This window comes from Pseudomonas sp. PDM17, assembly GCF_014851985.1.
GTDB lineage: Bacteria > Pseudomonadota > Gammaproteobacteria > Pseudomonadales > Pseudomonadaceae > Pseudomonas.
The window spans coordinates 1,046,894-1,064,384 of the sequence record NZ_JACVAT010000001.1; the positions used below are offsets into that span (position 1 = coordinate 1,046,894).

The window sequence follows — 17,491 nt, forward strand, 5'->3', positions numbered from 1 at the left end:
CGGCTTTATTTGCCAAGCGACTTTCAAAGAGTGAGCAGAAAGATGAGCAAACAGATTCTGGTTCTCCCCGGCGACGGTATCGGTCCGGAAATCATGGCCGAAGCGGTCAAGGTGCTGGAGCTGGCCAACGACAAGTTCGCCCTGGGCTTCGAACTGACCGAAGATGTGATCGGCGGCGCCGCCATCGACAAGCACGGCGTACCGCTGGCCGATGAGACCCTGGAGCGCGCGCGCAACTCCGACGCCGTGCTGCTGGGCGCCGTGGGCGGTCCGAAATGGGACAAGATCGAGCGTGACATCCGCCCCGAGCGCGGCCTGCTGAAGATCCGCTCGCAACTGGGCCTGTTCGGCAACCTGCGTCCGGCCATCCTCTATCCGCAACTGGCCGATGCCTCCAGCCTGAAGCCCGAAGTGGTCGCCGGCCTGGACATCCTCATCGTGCGCGAGCTGACCGGCGGCATCTACTTCGGCCAACCGCGCGAGCAGCGCGTGCTGGAGAACGGCGAGCGCCAGGCTTACGACACCCTGCCGTACAGCGAAAGCGAAATCCGCCGCATCGCCCGTGTCGGCTTCGACATGGCTCGCGTGCGCAACAAGAAGCTCTGCTCGGTGGACAAGGCCAACGTCCTGGCTTCCAGCCAGCTGTGGCGCGAAGTAGTCGAGGAGGTCGCCAAGGACTACCCGGACATCGAGCTGTCGCACATGTACGTCGACAACGCCGCCATGCAGCTGGTCCGCGCACCCAAGCAGTTCGACGTGATGGTCACCGACAACATGTTCGGCGACATCCTGTCGGATGAGGCTTCCATGCTCACCGGCTCCATCGGCATGCTGCCTTCTGCCTCGCTGGATTCGAACAACAAGGGCATGTACGAGCCTTGCCACGGTTCCGCGCCGGACATCGCCGGCAAGGGCATCGCCAACCCGCTGGCGACCATCCTCTCGGTCTCGATGATGCTGCGTTACACCTTCAACGAAGGCGCCGCCGCCGACGCCATCGAGAAGGCCGTGAGCCTGGTGCTCGACCAGGGCCTGCGTACCGGTGACATCTGGTCCGAAGGCTGCACCAAGGTCGGTACCCGCGAAATGGGCGACGCGGTAGTCGCAGCACTGCGGAATCTGTAATCTGTCCGGCTCGCTCGTTCCCGCGCCCCTGTAGGAAGGCGGGAACGACGGCCCTCTAAATATTTGAAGGTGTAGTAGCGATGAAGCGTGTAGGTCTGATCGGTTGGCGTGGCATGGTGGGTTCGGTGCTCATGCAGCGGATGCTGGAAGAGCGGGACTTCGACCTGATCGAGCCGGTGTTCTTCACCACCTCCAACGTGGGTGGCGAAGGTCCGTCCATTGGCAAGGACATTGCCCCCCTGAAGGACGCCTACAGCATCGAGGAACTGAAAACCCTCGACGTCATCCTGACCTGCCAGGGCGGCGACTACACCAGCGAGGTCTTCCCCAAGCTGCGCGAAGCCGGCTGGCAGGGCTACTGGATCGACGCCGCTTCCAGCCTGCGCATGCAGGATGACGCGGTCATCGTCCTCGACCCGGTGAACCGCAAGGTCATCGACAACTCGCTGGACGCCGGCACCAAGAACTACATCGGCGGCAACTGCACTGTCAGCCTGATGCTGATGGCCCTGGGCGGCCTGTTCGAAGCCGGCCTGGTCGAGTGGATGAGCGCCATGACCTACCAGGCGGCCTCGGGTGCCGGCGCGCAGAACATGCGCGAGCTGATCAAGCAGATGGGCGCCATCAACGCCTCCGTCGCCGATGACCTGGCCAACCCGTCCAGCGCCATCCTCGACATCGACCGCAAGGTCGCCGAAGCCATTCGCAGCGACGCCATGCCCACCGAGAACTTCGGTGCGCCGCTGGCCGGCAGCCTGATCCCGTGGATCGATAAGGAACTGCCCAACGGCCAGAGCCGCGAAGAGTGGAAAGGCCAGGCGGAGACCAACAAGATCCTCGGCCGCTTCAAGAACCCGATCCCGGTGGATGGCATCTGCGTGCGCATCGGCGCCATGCGTTGCCACAGCCAGGCGCTGACCATCAAGCTGAACAAGGATGTGCCCATCGCGGACATCGAAGGCCTGATCAGCCAGCACAATCCCTGGGTCAAGCTGATCCCCAACCAGCGCGAGATCAGCATGCGCGAACTGACTCCGGCGGCCGTCACCGGCACCCTGAGCGTTCCGGTCGGTCGTCTGCGCAAGCTCAACATGGGCACTCAGTACCTGGGCGCCTTCACCGTGGGTGACCAGCTGCTGTGGGGCGCCGCCGAGCCGCTGCGCCGCATGCTGCGCATCCTGCTCGAGCGTTGATTCGCACCTGAGTGTGAACCCCGCGACGCCGGCCTTGAGCCGGCGTCGTGCTTTGTGGAGCACGAGAAGTTCCCAGCATGTAGGTGAACCGCCGCACAAAAACGTCAGTCCGTCTGGCTGTCGGCTCTTTGGCGCCAGTTTCTGTGACGCACCCGGAAAAGCCACCGGGAACCAGTCGCTATCCTCGCAGCCCGTCCATGGGGACAGGTTTCGGCGCGCCTTTTCGCGCCGGCCGACGGCAAGCAAGCAGCGGGGAAGACAATGGCTCGGTTACACAGATTGTGGTTGGCGACGGCAGTCGCCGCGGCGTTCATGCCGGGCATGGCAGGCGCCCTGGAGCTGGGCGACATTTCCTCGCGGGCAGCACTGGGGCAGGCCCTCTCGGCCAATATCGACCTGCGCGGCGTGGCTGACCTGAGCTCCGAGGAGGTCGTGGTGAGTCTTGCCTCGGCAGATGACTTCGAGCGCCTGGGTGTGGACCGCAATGTGGTCACCAGCGGACTGAAGTTCACGCCCGACGTCGGCAAGAACGGCCGTGGCGTCATTCACGTCAGCTCGTCCAAGCCGATTCGCGAGCCCTACGTGAACTTCGTCCTCCAGGTGGTTTGGCCGCAGGGCCGCCTGGTGCGCGAATTCACCCTGCTGCTGGACCCGCCGACCTATGTGGCCAGCCCGGTGACGCCGCCGGCCATCGCGCCGGCGGCAGCAGTTCGCGCGCCGCAGGCGCAACCACTGGCGCCGTCGGTCGGCAATGCGCCGGCTGACAGCTATCGCATCCAGCGCAACGACGCACTGTGGGACATCGCCTCGCGCAATCGGCCGTCCAGCAGTGTTTCGGTCATGCAGACCATGGCTGCGATCCAGCGCATGAACCCGGATGCCTTCGTCGACGGCAACGTCAACCGCATCAAGGTCGGCCAGGTGCTGCGCCTGCCCAGCGAACAGCAGGTTCGCGAGCAGAGTCACGCCCAGGCAGTGGCCCATGTCGAAACCCAGAATCCCGAGTGGAAAGCCAAGCGCAATCCGCAACTGGCCCAGCAGGGGCGCCAGCTGGACGCCACCCACAAGGCGGAGGCGGGCAGCGCGCCGGCAAAGGCCGAAGAGCGCGACAACCTGCGTCTGATCTCCGGCCAGCCGGGCAAGGACAAGAGCAAGGTCGACGCCGAGCAACTGGCGGTGGCCCTGGAGGGGCTGGACAGTGCTCGCCGTGAGGGCGATGAGCTGCGTAGTCGGATTTCCGACCTGGAAAGCCAGACCCAGAAACTGAACAAGCTGATCGAGCTGAAGGACTCACAGATCGCCGGTCTGATTGCGCGTCTGGCCGAACAGGATCGCGTCAAGACCCAGGCCGCTCCGCAGGCAGGCAATCCGCAGGCTGCGGCCGGCGAGGTCGCCCAGGTGGCTGCGCCGCTGACCGCCCAGGCTACGGAGGGTGGGCCGCGCCCCTGAGCTGCGGCGATAGGCGGCGGAGCCCTCGATTGCTTCGCCGCCGGTGGGGGCAGTAAAGTGCTGCGCTACTTTACCCACCGATTGTGAGACACCGGATGCCTGAAACACTCGACATCGCCGTAGTAGGCGCCACAGGACTCGTTGGCGAGGCTTTGGTCGAACTGCTGGAAGAGCGCGACTTCCCCGTCGCCAACCTGTATCTGCTGGCCAGCGGCGAATCCGCCGGCAAGTCGGTTGCCTTCCGTGGGCGCAACATCCGGGTCGGCAAGCTCGATGATTTCGACTTCGCCAAGGTGCGCCTGGCCTTCCTTTCCGTAGACGCCGAGGTCGCTGCCGACTGCGCTGCCCGTGCCAGAGCGGCCGGTTGCAGCCTGATCGATCTCAGTGGTGCATCGCTGGGCAATGCCGCCGCGCTGCTGGCCCAGGCCTGCGTGAATGCCGAGGCTGTCGAAGCCCTGCAGCTGCCCGCTGTGATTGCCGCCCCGGCAGCGCCGGCCGCCGAGGTGGCCGAAGTGCTTGCCGCGCTGCGTGGCGTGCTGGAACTTCGCCAGGTCACTGTGAGCGCCTGCCTGTCCGCTTCCGCGCTGGGTCGCGAGGGGGTGCAGGAGCTGGCGCGGCAGACCGCCGAGCTGCTCAATGCCCGTCCGCTGGAGCCGCGACTGGTGGATCGCCAGTTCGCCTTCAACATGCTGGCGCAATTGGGCGACGTCGATGAGCAGGGTTATTCCTTGGTCGAGCGCCGCATCGCGGCAGAGCTCGCCGTGCTGTTCCCCGAGCTGAAGGATGGCCTGAGCGTTACCTGCAGTCTGGCGCCGGTATTCTTCGGCGATACCCTGATGCTTTCCATCAGGACGGCAGCCCCGGTTTCCCTGGCGGCAGTCAGCGTCGCCCTGGATGCGGCCGACGGCATCGAGCTGGTGGAAGACGATTACCCGACTGTCATCGGTGATGCACAGGGGCAGGATAGTGTTTACGTCGGTCGCCTACGGACCGGTCTGACAGATTCGTGCGAACTGAATTTGTGGATTGCGTCAGATAATGTGAGAAAAGGCGCAGCCCTAAATGCTGTGAACTTGGGCGAATTGTTGATAAAACACTATCTGTAAAAGATACTTACCGAATATTTGAAGAAGTATTCTAGCTTGGCAATACTGGCCGGGAACGTCGCTGACAGGGGAGAGCACCGCCGTGAAAACGGAAGGTGTAGTGGGCAGCGGCGCCCGTTAGACGTTGTTCTAATCCAGAAAAAAGCTATTAAAACAAGGGATTACTATATGGTCCGGCTTCGCAAACTGGTGCAGGCAATCGCAGCTGCTTCGGCACTGACCTCGGGCATGGCGCATGCGCTGGGGTTGGGGGATATCCACCTGCGTTCGGCGCTGAACCAGCCGCTGGATGCCGAAATCGAGCTGGTCGAAGTTCGTGACCTGTCCGCGGCCGAGGTAATCCCGAAGCTGGCTTCACCGGAAGATTTCAACAAGGCCGGCGTCGATCGTCAGTATTTCCTGACCGGGCTGAAGTTCACTCCCATCGTCAAACCGAACGGCAAGAGCGTCATTCGCGTGACCTCCGACCGGCCGGTGCAGGAACCCTACCTGAACTTCCTCGTGGAAGTACTCTGGCCCAATGGCCGTCTGCTGCGCGAGTACACCGTGCTGCTGGACCCGCCGCTGTATTCGCCGCAGACCGCCGCCGCCGTGCCGCGCGCGCCGATGGCCGTTCCCGCTCCGGTAGTGCGCCCGTCCGCCACTGCCGCGCCGCGTGCGACCCCTGCGGCCAGCTCCGCGCCGGCCGCCCCGGCTCGCCGCCTGGAAGGCAACGAGTACCGCACCGGCAAGAATGACACCCTCTGGGAAATCGCCGCTCGCGCCCGCCCGGATGGCAGCGTTTCCGTCCAGCAGACCATGCTGGCGATCCAGGACCTCAACCCTGATGCCTTCCTCGGCGGCAACATCAACCGCCTGAAGAGCGGCCAGGTGCTGCGCCTGCCCGATGCCGAGCAGATCAAGGCGCGCACCCAGCCGGCTGCCGCGACCGAAGTCAACCAGCAGTACACCGCCTGGCGCGAAGGCCGCAGCCTGCCCACCGGCGGCGCTCGTCAGCTGGATGCCACGCCGCGCGCCAATGCCGGTAACGCTCCGGCCCAGGCCGAAACCAAGGACAGCCTGCGCCTGCTCTCTGGTGAGAATGGCAAGGCCAAGGGGGGGGACAAAGGCAGCAAGGACGGTCAGGCCGTCGCCGACAAGCTGGCTGTCACCAAGGAAAGCCTGGACAGCACTCGCCGCGAGAATGACGAGCTGAACAGCCGCATGACCGACCTGCAGAGTCAGATGGACAAGCTGCAAAAGCTCATCGCGCTCAAGGATGCCCAGCTGGCCAAGCTGCAGAATGAGCTGGGCAGCGACAAGGCAGCCGCCAATAGCGCCGCTGCCGTTCCGGCTCCTGTGCCGGGCGCCGATTCGGCTGCCCAGCCGGCCACTCCGCCGGCTCCTGCGGTCGCAGAACAACCGGCCGCACCGGCTCCGGGGAGCGATGCAGGCACTCCGCCGGCTCCGGCCGCCGAGGCACAACCGCAACCTGCTCCGGCACCCGCACCGGCTCCCGCCGCAGCGGCCCCCGCGCCTGAAGCGCAGAAGCCGAAACCGGCTCCCGTTTCCGCGCCGGCCCCGCAGACCGAGACCAGCATCGTCGACGAGATTCTCGCCAATCCGATCTGGCTGGGCGCCATCGCTGGCAGCGCGCTGCTGGCCCTGCTGGTCCTGCTGATGATCATTTCCCGCCGCCGCGCCGCCAAGGAGCAGGAGAGTCTCGCTGCCTATGCCGGCGATGACGAGCCGCATCTGGACGACGACCTGACCCTTGCCGGCAGTGAACTGGACACCCTGGACGTGGCGCAGGCCGCCGAGGTTGCCGCCCCGGCTCAGGCTGCGCCAGAGCGTGTGGCTGCGCAGACCAGCGATGCACTGGGCGAGGCAGACATCTACATCGCCTACGGCCGCTTCAACCAGGCAGCCGAACTGCTGCAGGGTGCCATCTACGACGAGCCGCAGCGCACCGACCTGCGCCTGAAACTGATGGAGGTCTATGCCGAGATCGGTGACCGCGAAGGTTTCGCTCGTCAGGAAAACGAACTGCGTGAGATCGGCGGCGCCGAGCCGCAGGTCGAGCAGCTGAAATCCCGTTACCCGGGCATGGTCACGCTGGCCGCTGTGGGCGGTGGTCTGGCTGCTGCCGCAGCAGCTTCCGACGACGACCTCGACGGTTTCAGCCTGGACGACTTCGAAGTGGAGCCGACCTCGCCGGCCGTCGACCCTGCCACTCAGCCGCACAATGGGCTGGATGACGCCTTCGACCTGGCGCTGGACGACCTCGAACTGGGTGACGACAAGCCCGCTGCTCCGGTCGCGCAGCAGGACGACGAACTGTCCTTCGGCAGCTTCGACCTGGACGATGACCTGAGCCTGGGCGGTTCGCCAGCCGCAGCGCCGAGCGCCAAGGCCGAGGCCGAGGACGATTTCGCCTTTGATCTGGACCTGCCGGAAGAACCGGTTGCCAAGGTCGAGGCCCCGTCGCTGGTCGACGACCTTAGCGACTTCTCCCTGGATCTGGACAAGGATCTGGAGAAAGATACCCACTCCACCCTGGCTTCGGCGGAAGATGACTTCCTGCTGGGCCTGGATGACGACACCGCATCGCTGTCCGGCGTGAGCCCCGAGGAGTTCACCCTGGATATCGAGAGCAAGGCGCCGCAAGCCGATGACCTGCCGGACGATTTCGACCTGTCCCTGGCGGATGACGAGCCGGCGCCGGCCAAGGCCGACGACAGCTTCGCCGCCCAACTGGACGAGGTCAGCGCCGAACTGGATCGTCTCTCTGTGCAGAACGACGAGCCGCAGGCTCCGGTCGAGTCGTTGACTGAGGAAAGCTTCGCCGCCAGTGATCTGGATCTGCCGGGCGAAGGTGCCGACGACGAAGACGATTTCGACTTCCTCTCCGGCGCTGACGAAGCGGCCACCAAGCTCGACCTGGCGCGTGCCTACATCGACATGGGCGACACCGAAGGCGCCCGCGACATCCTCGATGAAGTCATCACCGAGGGTAACGACAACCAGCAGCAGGAAGCTCGCGAACTGCTCGGGCGTATCGCCTGAGCCGGAAGGCTCCAGATAGATGATTGAAGCAGTACCCTCAGCGGCGGCCGAATCGGCCGCCGTTGGCGTTTCCAGGATTGCCCTGGGCGTCGAATTCAAAGGCTCGCGCTATCGCGGCTGGCAGCGCCAGGAAAATGGTGTGCCGACCGTGCAGGGCGCGCTGGAAAAAGCGCTGTCCCGGGTGGCAGACCATCCGGTTTCCCTGATGTGCGCGGGTCGTACAGATGCGCTGGTGCACGCGAGCGGACAGGTCGTGCATTTCGACACCACCGCCGAGCGCTCGCTCATCGCCTGGGTCATGGGCACCAATGCCAACCTGCCCAGCGACATCAGCGTGACCTGGGCCAAGGTGATGCCGGCGCATTTCCATGCGCGCTTCACCGCCATGGCGCGGCGCTATCGCTACGTGATCTACAACGACCAGATCCGCCCGGCGCACATGGCCGAAGAGGTCACCTGGAACCACCGCCCGCTGGATGTCTCGCGCATGCGCGAGGCGGCCCGCGCGCTGGTCGGCACCCACGACTTCACCTCGTTCCGCGCGGTGCAGTGCCAGGCCAAGTCGGCCATCAAGACGGTGCACCACCTCGAGGTGATCGAGCACGGGCGCTTCATTGTGCTGGATGTTCGCGCCAACGCCTTCCTGCATCACATGGTGCGCAACTTTGCCGGGATGCTGATGACCATCGGCGCCGGCGAGCGCCCGGTGGAATGGGCGGCCGAAGCGCTGGCCGCGCGCGATCGGCGCGCCAGCGGTATCACCGCGCACCCTTACGGGCTGTACCTGGTGGGCGTGGAATACCCGGAGGAGTTCGTGTTGCCCGAGCGGTATGTGGGGCCACATTTCCTTTCAAGTTTGCCGGATATCGTCGGCTGACGATGCCGGGGGCATTTGCTACCATCGATCGATCACTTGCCTGAAGGTTGCTGCATCTTGTCCGCCGTTCGCATCAAAATCTGCGGTATTACCCGCGTCGAGGACGCCCTGGCCGCCGCCGAGGCGGGTGCCGACGCCATCGGCCTGGTGTTCTATGCCAAGAGCCCGCGCGCGGTGAGCATTCAGCAGGCGCGGGCGATAGTCGCTGCGCTGCCGCCCTTCGTCAGTACGGTCGGCCTGTTCGTCGATGCCAGTCGCTGCGAGCTGGGGGAAATCCTCGATGCGGTGCCGCTGGACGTCCTGCAGTTCCATGGTGACGAGACGCCCGAGGCCTGCTCCGGCTGGCACAAACGCTACCTCAAGGCCCTGCGCGTGAAGCCGGGCGACGACGTGGCGGCGCAGATCGCGAAGTATCCACAGGCCAGCGGCTTCCTCCTCGATACCTACGTGGAGGGCATTCCTGGCGGAACCGGGCTGGCCTTCGACTGGTCCCTGGTGCCGAAGGATGTGCAGCGTCCGCTGATCCTGGCCGGCGGTCTGACGGTCGCCAACGTGGCTGACGCCATTGCCCAGGTGCGCCCTTACGCCGTGGATGTGAGTGGCGGGGTGGAGGCGAGCAAGGGCATCAAGGATGCCCGGAAGATCCGCGATTTCATTGCGCAGTGTCGTTCGGTGGCGTGACGCGGAATCTTCATGTGACGACGAGCGACCTGCCGCCGTCCACTACCCAATCGCTGCCCGTGGGTGGCGCCGGGAGTTGTCGGTGTTGGCAGTCTTGCCCATCGGCGACCCGCATCGAGTGCTGTATCCGTGGCGACGCCCCAGGCGGCGCCTTTGTTTGCGAGGGGTTCCGGCCTTGAGGTCGGAGCCGCGACGATGAATTTGCTCAGGGGCACGCGCAACCCACCGCGCCGTGCCACTGCACTGGAGACGAGAGCATGAGCAACTGGCTGGTAGACAAGCTGATCCCTTCCATCATGCGTTCCGAGGCGAAGAAGAGCTCGGTTCCGGAAGGCCTGTGGCACAAGTGCCCGTCCTGCGAGGCGGTGCTGTACCGTCCGGAGCTGGAAAAGACCCTCGACGTCTGCCCCAAGTGCGATCACCACATGCGTATCGGCGCCCGCGCGCGCATCGATATCTTCCTCGATGAGGAAGGCCGCGAGGAGCTGGGTGCCGAGCTGGAGCCGGTGGATCGCCTGAAGTTCCGCGACAGCAAGAAGTACAAGGACCGCCTGACCGCCGCGCAGAAAGACACCGGCGAGAAGGACGCGCTGATCTCCATGAGCGGCAAGCTGATGGGCCTGCCGGTCGTGGTCAGCGCCTTCGAGTTCTCCTTCATGGGCGGCTCCATGGGTTCTATCGTCGGCGAGCGCTTCGTGCGCGCCGCCAACTACGCCCTGGAAAACCGTTGCCCGATGATCTGCTTCTCCGCCTCGGGTGGCGCGCGCATGCAGGAAGCGCTGATCTCCCTGATGCAGATGGCCAAGACCTCCGCCGCGCTGGCCCGCCTGCGTGAGGAGGGCATCCCGTTCATTTCCGTGCTGACCGACCCGGTCTACGGCGGCGTATCCGCCAGCCTGGCGATGCTCGGCGACGTGATCGTCGGCGAGCCGCGCGCCCTGATCGGCTTCGCCGGCCCGCGGGTGATCGAGCAGACCGTGCGCGAGAAGCTGCCCGAAGGCTTCCAGCGCAGCGAGTTCCTGCTGGAGCACGGCGCCATCGACATAATCGTCCACCGTGCAGAAATGCGTCAGCGGCTCGCCAGCCTGCTGGCCAAATTCACCCACACTCCAAGTACCGCGCTCGCAGGATGACACCACGTACCCTGGCCGACTGGCTCAGCTACCTCGAACAACTCCACCCCACGGCAATCGACATGGGGCTGGATCGCTCCCGTGAAGTAGCTGGCCGGCTTGGCCTGGGGCGCCTCGCGCCCCGCGTGGTGACCGTCACCGGCACCAACGGCAAGGGTTCCACCTGCGCCTTCCTCGCCGCCCTGCTCGGCGAGCAGGGCCAGCGCGTCGGCGTCTACAGCTCGCCGCACCTGCTGCGCTACAACGAGCGCGTGCTCATCGATGGCGTCGAAGCCAGCGATGAGGCGCTCTGCGAAGCCTTCGCCGCTGTCGAGTCGGCTCGCGGCGAAATCTCCCTGACCTACTTCGAGATGGGCACCCTCGCGGCCTTCTGGCTGTTCGAGCGTGCCAACCTGGATGCCGTGGTGCTGGAAGTCGGCCTGGGCGGTCGCCTGGATGCGGTCAACCTGATCGACTCCGACGTCGCCGCGGTCACCAGCATCGGTATCGACCACGCTGACTGGCTGGGCGACACCCGCGAAAGCGTGGCTTTCGAGAAGGCCGGTATCTTCCGCGCCGGCAAGCCTGCCGTCTGTGGTGACCTGGAGCCGCCGGCGCCGGTCATGGAGCAGGCTCGCAAGCTCGGCTCGCCGCTGGTCCTGCGCGGGCGTGATTTCGACCTGGCGATGGGCGAGGGCGACTGGCACTGGCGCGGCCGTTCCGCCACCGGCGAGGCGTTGAGCCTGCACAACCTGCCGCTGCTCGACCTGCCGATGGAGAATGCGGCGCTGGCCTTGCAGGTGTATGCCTTGCTGGATCTGCCGTGGCAGTCCGAGCAACTGGTCGCCGCACTGCAGCGCACCCGCGTGACTGGGCGCCTGGATCGCCGCACCGTGCAATGGCATGGCGAAGAGCGCCACTTGCTGCTCGACGTCGGGCATAATCCGCACGCAGCGCAATACCTCGCCAGCCGCCTGCGTGCGGCGCCGCCCAAGGGTGTGCGCCACGCGGTGTTCGGCCTGCTGGCGGACAAGGACCTCGACGGCGTACTGGAACCCTTGCTCGGCTTGGTGCAGGATTGGGCCGTCGCGCCGCTGCCCACCGGGCGCAGCCGTCCGGCCGCAGAGCTGGAAGCCGCGCTGCAGGCACGCGGGGCGCAGGTCAGTGGCCATGGCGATATCGCCGCGGCGCTGGTGGCGCAGTGCGATGCAGCGGGCACCGATGACGAGATCCTGGTGTTCGGTTCGTTCTACAGCGTGGCGGATGCCCTGGAGTGGCTCGCCAAGGCTGCTCAATAAGTGGACCTAAGGGGAGTTGTGCATGGCGTTGCTCGATAAGGGGCTCAAGCAGCGGGTAGTCGGAGCGCTGGTGCTGCTGGCACTGGCCGTGATCTTCCTGCCGATGCTGTTCTCCCGCGAGGATGATGTACGCCAGGTGGTGGTCGAGGCGCCGGTGATGCCCAAGCCGCCGGCGATGCCTACCGTCGAAGTGCAACCCACCGAAGTTCCCGAGCCGCAGGCAGAAGACGCGGATGACGCGGTGCCGCCGGCCGAAGCGGCTCCGGCGCAGGCGCCTTCTGCGCCCATTGCCAGTCTGCCGACCCAGCAGGCCCAGCCGACGCAGCCCAAGGCTCCGGTCCCGCAGCCGGCTGCTCCCAAGCCGGCCGCGCCGGCGCAGCAGCCTGCCCAGGCCGCCGCTGCTGCCGCTCCCGTGCAGCAGCCGGCCCAGCGCCTGGACAGCAACAACCTGCCGGTGAGCTGGTCGGTGCAGCTGGCCAGCCTGTCCAACCGCGCCCGCGCCGACGAGCTGCAGAAGTCGCTGCGCAGCCAGGGCTACAACGCCTACGTGCGCAGCTTCGACGGTATGAACCGCGTCTTTGTCGGCCCGGTAGTCGAGCGCGCAGAGGCCGATCGCCTCCGCGACCAGCTTGGCAAGCAGCAGAAGCTCAATGGTTTCGTGGTGCGTTTCCAGCCTGAACGTGGCTGAGTCCGTTCGTTAGCTTCTCTCAATCAGCCCCATGTCAAACTGGGGCTCTTCTAAATCGAAGGCCTCTGCTAAAATGCGGGGCCTTTCCGTTTCTGGGCCGCAACGTGGCATTTACCTGGGTCGATTGGACGATGATCGGCATCATCGTCATTTCCAGCCTGATCAGCTTGAGTCGTGGTTTCGTCAAGGAAGCCCTGTCGCTGGTCACCTGGATCGTAGCCGGTGCGGTCGCCTGGATGTTCGGCGGCGCCCTGGCCGAGCATCTCGCACCCTACATCCAGCTGCCCTCGGGGCGTGTCATCGCCGCCTGCGCTCTTCTTTTCGTCGTCACGCTGCTGCTGGGCGCGCTCGTCAATTTTCTCATCAGCGAGCTGGTGCGGGTGACCGGCATGTCCGGCACCGATCGCGTGCTCGGCATGGTGTTCGGTGGCGCCCGTGGCGTGCTGCTGGTGGTTTTGCTGGTCGGTCTGCTGAGCCTTGCGCCGGTGCAACAGGACCCGTGGTGGCAGCAATCGGTGCTGATGCCGCATTTCCTGATGGTCGCCGACTGGTCGAAGAACTTCATCCTGACTTTTGCCGGGCAGTGGATGTCCGGCGTGACCATCACTCCGCCATCCGGAGTGGGGTCCTTGCTGCCTACCCAGTGACGGGCGGGCGGAGGCGACGGGTAGCCGTCGCCGCTACGGCAGGTCCGGTGGATACTGCCGAATATGGAATTGTTTTAGCCTGAACACCAACTAGGGGTTGCGTCGCATGTGTGGCATCGTCGGTATCGTGGGCAAGTCGAACGTGAATCAGGCGCTCTATGACGCGCTCACCGTTCTCCAGCATCGTGGCCAGGACGCTGCGGGGATTGTCACCTGTCAGGACGACCGTCTGTACCTGCGCAAGGACAACGGCCTGGTCCGTGACGTCTTCCAGCAGCGCCACATGCAGCGCCTGGTCGGCAAGATCGGCATCGGTCACGTGCGCTACCCGACCGCGGGCAGCTCCAGCTCCGCCGAGGCGCAGCCGTTCTACGTCAACTCGCCCTACGGCATCACCCTGGCGCACAACGGCAACCTGACCAACGTCGAGCAGCTGGCCAAGGAAATCTACGAATCCGACCTGCGCCACGTGAACACCAACTCCGACTCGGAAGTGCTGCTCAACGTGTTCGCCCATGAGCTGGCGGTGCGCAACAAGCTGCAGCCCACCGAAGAAGACGTGTTCGCCGCCGTTGCCGGCGTGCATGCTCGCTGCGTAGGCGGCTACGCCGTGGTGGCGATGATCACTGGCTATGGCATCGTCGGCTTCCGCGACCCCCATGCGATCCGCCCGATCGTCTTCGGCCAGCGTCACACCGAGAACGGCGTGGAGTACATGATCGCCTCGGAAAGCGTGGCCCTGGACGTCCTCGGCTTCACCCTGATCCGCGACCTGGCTCCGGGCGAGGCGGTGTACATCACCGAAGACGGCAAGCTCTACACCCGCCAGTGCGCGGCCAACCCGCAGTACGCGCCGTGCATCTTCGAACACGTCTACCTGGCGCGTCCGGACTCCATCATCGACGGCATCTCCGTCTACAAGGCGCGCCTGCGCATGGGCGAGAAGCTGGCCGACAAGATCCTCCGCGAGCGTCCGGACCACGACATCGATGTCGTCATCCCGATCCCGGACACCAGCCGCACCGCCGCGCTGGAACTGGCCAACCGTCTGGGCGTGAAGTTCCGCGAAGGCTTCGTGAAGAACCGCTACATCGGCCGTACCTTCATCATGCCCGGCCAGGCCGCGCGCAAGAAATCGGTGCGCCAGAAGCTCAACGCCATCGAGCTGGAATTCCGCGGCAAGAACGTGATGCTGGTGGACGACTCCATCGTTCGCGGCACCACCTGCAAGCAGATCATCCAGATGGCCCGCGAGGCCGGCGCGAAGAACGTCTACTTCTGCTCCGCCGCTCCGGCGGTGCGCTACCCCAACGTCTACGGCATCGACATGCCGAGCGCCCACGAGCTGATCGCGCACAACCGCAGCACCGAGGAAGTCGGCGAGCTGATCGGTGCCGACTGGCTGGTGTATCAGGACCTGCAGGACCTGATCGAATCCACCGAGGGCGGCAAGATCAAGATCGACCACTTCGACTGCGCCGTGTTCAACGGTGAGTACGTCACCGGTGACGTCGACGAAGCCTATCTGAACAAGATCGACCAGGCGCGCAACGACTCCACCAAGACCAAGGGTGCCGCGGTCAGCGCCATCATCGATCTGTACAACGACTGATTCAGACACGAATAGGGAGAGCAGGGCATGGCTCAGGATTGGGAAGCCGGCCGGCTGGACAGCGACCTGGAGGGCGTCGGTTTCGACACCCTCGCAGTGCGCGCCGGGCAGCGCCGCACCCCGGAGGCTGAACACGGCGAAGGCCTGTTCACCACCTCCAGCTACGTGTTCCGCAGCGCCGCCGATGCGGCCGCGCGTTTCGCCGGTGAAGTGCCGGGCAACGTCTACTCGCGCTACACCAACCCCACGGTGCGCACCTTCGAGGAGCGCATCGCCGCGCTGGAAGGTGCCGAGCAGGCGGTGGCCACGTCCACCGGCATGTCGGCCATCCTCTCGCTGGTGATGAGCCTGTGCAGCGCTGGTGACCACGTGCTGGTGTCGCGCAGCGTATTCGGCTCGACCATCAGCCTGTTCGAGAAGTACTTCAAGCGTTTCGGCATCGAGGTGGACTACCCGCCGCTGAGCGACCTGAAGGCCTGGGAAGCGGCCTGCAAGCCCAACACCAAGCTGTTCTTCGTCGAATCGCCGTCCAACCCGCTGGCCGAACTGGTGGATATCGCCGCGCTGGCCGAGATCGCCCATGCCAAGGGCGCGCTGCTGGCGGTGGACAACTGCTTCTGCACCCCGGCGCTGCAGCAGCCGCTGAAGCTGGGTGCGGATGTGGTGATCCACTCCGCGACCAAGTACATCGACGGCCAGGGCCGCACCATGGGTGGCGTAGTCGCCGGTCGCCGCGCGCAGATGGAGCCCGTCGTCGGCTTCCTGCGTACCGCAGGCCCGACGCTGAGCCCGTTCAATGCCTGGATCTTCATCAAGGGCCTGGAAACCCTGCGCGTGCGCATGCAGGCCCACAGCGCCTCGGCGCAACTGGTCGCCGAGTGGCTCGAGCAGCAGCCAGGCGTGGATCGCGTGTACTACGCGGGCCTGCCCAGCCACTCGCAGCACGAGCTGGCCAAGCGTCAGCAGAAGGGCTTCGGCGCGGTGGTGAGCTTCGAGGTGAAGGGTGACAAGGCCGCAGCCTGGCGCTGCATCGACGCCACCCGGATGATCTCCATCACCACCAACCTGGGCGACACCAAGACCACCATCGCCCATCCGGCCACTACCTCCCATGGTCGCCTGTCGCCGCTGGAGCGCGAGAATGCCGGTATCCGTGACAACCTGATCCGCGTTGCCGTGGGCCTGGAAGATGTCGATGACATCAAGGCTGACCTGGCGCGAGGCCTGGCGGCGCTGTGAGCGTGATGGACGCCCTGGGCAACGGCCAGGTGGTGCTGGTCACCGGTGCAGCACACGGCATCGGCATGGGCGTCGCTGCCTGGCTGGTTGCCGAGGGCTGGCAGGTGGTGCTGGCGGACATCGACCGCGAGCGCGGTCCGAAAGTGGCAGCGGCGCTCGGGGAGCGCGCCAGCTTCATCGCGCTGGACGTGGCCAGTGAAGGGCAGGTCGCTGCCGCCGTGGCCGAGCTGATCGGCCAGTTCGGCCGCCTCGATGCGTTGGTGAGCAATGCCGCCATCGCCCGGCCGCACAACACGGCGCTGGAAAGCCTGGGCCTGAACGAGTGGAACCGTACCCTGGCGGTGAATCTCACCGGTCCGATGCTGTTGGCCAAGCACTGTGCGCCGTACCTGCGCGCGCACAGCGGCGCCATCGTCAACATCGCTTCCACTCGCGCACACCAGTCCGAGCCGAATTCCGAGGCCTACGCGGCGAGCAAGGGCGGGCTGCTGTCGCTGACCCACGCCCTGGCCAGCAGCCTGGGCCCGGATATCCGCGTCAACGCGATTTCCCCCGGCTGGATCGATGCTCGCGACCTGCGCGAGCGCGAGGCCGAGCCGCTGACCGAGCTGGATCATGACCAGCACCTGGTCGGCCGTGTCGGCACGGTAGAGGACATCGCCTCGGCGGTGGCCTGGCTGATCGGCGACAGTGCCGGCTTCGTCACTGGCCAGGAGCTGGTGATCGACGGCGGCATGACGCGCAAGATGATCTACCTCGACTGAGTGTCGGGGTGGGGAAGAGGAGGGCGGCCCGAGGGTCGCCCTTTTTCATTTCCGGCCCGCGCCGGGGAGTGCAGGTGTTGGTCTGTTCGCGAGCAAGCTCGCTCCTGCAGGATTGGCGCCGGAGCTCTTCTGTGGGAGCGAGCTTGCTCGCGAACCTGGGGTGGCACCGAGCTCGGCGCCGGTGCGCCGAACTTTTTTCGCGAGAAATGAAAAAAATTTCAATCAGGGCATTGACTTAGGTTCTGCCGGCTGTAGAATGCGCCCCACTTCGAGACGAAGGGTGATTAGCTCAGCTGGGAGAGCATCTGCCTTACAAGCAGAGGGTCGGCGGTTCGATCCCGTCATCACCCACCACTCTCGCAAGTTACGCGCAGCGGTAGTTCAGTCGGTTAGAATACCGGCCTGTCACGCCGGGGGTCGCGGGTTCGAGTCCCGTCCGCTGCGCCATTTTCCCCCTCCTTGGTTCCTACCCCGAACCGGCTTGTCGAGTGATTCACTCCAGGCGCAAGGAGGTTGCTGTACCGGACGAAAGTCCAACCGACACGCAGCGGTAGTTCAGTCGGTTAGAATACCGGCCTGTCACGCCGGGGGTCGCGGGTTCGAGTCCCGTCCGCTGCGCCATATTCGAAAGCCCTCAGGTAGCAATACCTGAGGG

General features: G+C 65.4%; 14 protein-coding genes and 3 tRNA genes. All 17 read left to right on the forward strand.

The features are described 5' to 3' along the window. The first annotated feature begins 42 nt into the window (after nt 1–42). The 17 genes from leuB (at nt 43) to IB256_RS05215 (ending at nt 17,457) form a co-directional block, all read left to right on the forward strand. A complete protein-coding gene (leuB, locus tag IB256_RS05135; protein WP_024766915.1) occupies nt 43–1,125 on the forward strand; it encodes a 3-isopropylmalate dehydrogenase in 1,083 nt (360 codons plus the stop codon). 80 nt (nt 1,126–1,205) lie between these two features. Then, on the forward strand, nt 1,206–2,318 hold the full coding sequence (gene asd / locus IB256_RS05140; RefSeq protein WP_045211887.1) for an aspartate-semialdehyde dehydrogenase: 1,113 nt from the start codon (nt 1,206–1,208) through the stop codon (nt 2,316–2,318). A 312-nt stretch (nt 2,319–2,630) separates the two neighbouring features. Continuing rightward, entirely contained in the window at nt 2,631–3,767 is a 1,137-nt protein-coding gene (locus IB256_RS05145; protein ID WP_225601597.1) for a FimV family protein, read from the forward strand. Between the two features lie 95 nt (nt 3,768–3,862). Continuing rightward, on the forward strand, nt 3,863–4,873 hold the full coding sequence (locus tag IB256_RS05150; RefSeq protein ID WP_192401512.1) for an aspartate-semialdehyde dehydrogenase: 1,011 nt from the start codon (nt 3,863–3,865) through the stop codon (nt 4,871–4,873). A gap of 168 nt (nt 4,874–5,041) precedes the next feature. Continuing rightward, nucleotides 5,042–7,918: a FimV family protein gene (locus IB256_RS05155; protein WP_192401514.1), complete on the forward strand. Its 2,877-nt coding sequence runs from the start codon at nt 5,042–5,044 to the stop codon at nt 7,916–7,918. Nucleotides 7,919–7,937: 19 nt separating this feature from the next. Further along, nucleotides 7,938–8,795 carry a tRNA pseudouridine(38-40) synthase TruA gene (truA, locus tag IB256_RS05160; protein ID WP_192290886.1) on the forward strand — a complete coding sequence of 286 codons (858 nt, stop codon included), beginning with the start codon at nt 7,938–7,940 and terminating at the stop codon, nt 8,793–8,795. 57 nt (nt 8,796–8,852) lie between these two features. Next, nucleotides 8,853–9,476 carry a phosphoribosylanthranilate isomerase gene (locus IB256_RS05165; protein WP_192290884.1) on the forward strand — a complete coding sequence of 208 codons (624 nt, stop codon included), beginning with the start codon at nt 8,853–8,855 and terminating at the stop codon, nt 9,474–9,476. 257 nt (nt 9,477–9,733) lie between these two features. Next, nucleotides 9,734–10,609, forward strand: a complete 876-nt coding sequence (gene accD / locus IB256_RS05170) for an acetyl-CoA carboxylase, carboxyltransferase subunit beta (protein ID WP_192401516.1) — start codon at nt 9,734–9,736, stop codon at nt 10,607–10,609. Next, nucleotides 10,606–11,886 (forward strand): bifunctional tetrahydrofolate synthase/dihydrofolate synthase, encoded by a 1,281-nt coding sequence (folC, locus tag IB256_RS05175; RefSeq protein WP_192290882.1) that lies wholly within the window; start codon nt 10,606–10,608, stop codon nt 11,884–11,886. The genes accD and folC overlap by 4 nt, the downstream gene beginning before the upstream one ends. 22 nt (nt 11,887–11,908) lie before the next feature. Next, the gene (locus IB256_RS05180) at nt 11,909–12,574 is read left to right on the forward strand and encodes an SPOR domain-containing protein (protein WP_192401518.1); all 666 of its coding nucleotides are present in this window, start codon (nt 11,909–11,911) and stop codon (nt 12,572–12,574) included. Between the two features lie 104 nt (nt 12,575–12,678). Next, the gene (locus tag IB256_RS05185) at nt 12,679–13,221 is read left to right on the forward strand and encodes a CvpA family protein (RefSeq protein WP_192401520.1); all 543 of its coding nucleotides are present in this window, start codon (nt 12,679–12,681) and stop codon (nt 13,219–13,221) included. A gap of 106 nt (nt 13,222–13,327) precedes the next feature. Continuing rightward, entirely contained in the window at nt 13,328–14,833 is a 1,506-nt protein-coding gene (purF, locus tag IB256_RS05190; RefSeq protein WP_081519374.1) for an amidophosphoribosyltransferase, read from the forward strand. A gap of 27 nt (nt 14,834–14,860) precedes the next feature. After that, on the forward strand, nt 14,861–16,072 hold the full coding sequence (locus tag IB256_RS05195) for an O-succinylhomoserine sulfhydrylase (protein WP_192290876.1): 1,212 nt from the start codon (nt 14,861–14,863) through the stop codon (nt 16,070–16,072). A 5-nt stretch (nt 16,073–16,077) separates the two neighbouring features. Continuing rightward, a complete protein-coding gene (locus IB256_RS05200; protein ID WP_192401627.1) occupies nt 16,078–16,836 on the forward strand; it encodes an SDR family oxidoreductase in 759 nt (252 codons plus the stop codon). 278 nt (nt 16,837–17,114) lie between these two features. Next, nucleotides 17,115–17,190 (forward strand) — tRNA-Val (locus IB256_RS05205). Nucleotides 17,191–17,206: 16 nt separating this feature from the next. Then, nucleotides 17,207–17,283, forward strand: a tRNA-Asp gene (locus tag IB256_RS05210). A gap of 97 nt (nt 17,284–17,380) precedes the next feature. Continuing rightward, nucleotides 17,381–17,457: transfer RNA gene (locus tag IB256_RS05215), tRNA-Asp, on the forward strand. Nucleotides 17,458–17,491 lie beyond the last annotated feature (34 nt).

Coding starts and splice junctions, on each gene's coding strand:
- leuB (WP_024766915.1), top strand. CDS start 43: ATGAGCAAACAGATTCTGGTTCTCCCCGGCGACGGTATCGGTCCGGAA.
- asd (WP_045211887.1), top strand. CDS start 1,206: ATGAAGCGTGTAGGTCTGATCGGTTGGCGTGGCATGGTGGGTTCGGTG.
- IB256_RS05145 (WP_225601597.1), top strand. CDS start 2,631: ATGCCGGGCATGGCAGGCGCCCTGGAGCTGGGCGACATTTCCTCGCGG.
- IB256_RS05150 (WP_192401512.1), top strand. CDS start 3,863: ATGCCTGAAACACTCGACATCGCCGTAGTAGGCGCCACAGGACTCGTT.
- IB256_RS05155 (WP_192401514.1), top strand. CDS start 5,042: ATGGTCCGGCTTCGCAAACTGGTGCAGGCAATCGCAGCTGCTTCGGCA.
- truA (WP_192290886.1), top strand. CDS start 7,938: ATGATTGAAGCAGTACCCTCAGCGGCGGCCGAATCGGCCGCCGTTGGC.
- accD (WP_192401516.1), top strand. CDS start 9,734: ATGAGCAACTGGCTGGTAGACAAGCTGATCCCTTCCATCATGCGTTCC.
- folC (WP_192290882.1), top strand. CDS start 10,606: ATGACACCACGTACCCTGGCCGACTGGCTCAGCTACCTCGAACAACTC.
- IB256_RS05180 (WP_192401518.1), top strand. CDS start 11,909: ATGGCGTTGCTCGATAAGGGGCTCAAGCAGCGGGTAGTCGGAGCGCTG.
- purF (WP_081519374.1), top strand. CDS start 13,328: ATGTGTGGCATCGTCGGTATCGTGGGCAAGTCGAACGTGAATCAGGCG.
- IB256_RS05195 (WP_192290876.1), top strand. CDS start 14,861: ATGGCTCAGGATTGGGAAGCCGGCCGGCTGGACAGCGACCTGGAGGGC.
- IB256_RS05200 (WP_192401627.1), top strand. CDS start 16,078: ATGGACGCCCTGGGCAACGGCCAGGTGGTGCTGGTCACCGGTGCAGCA.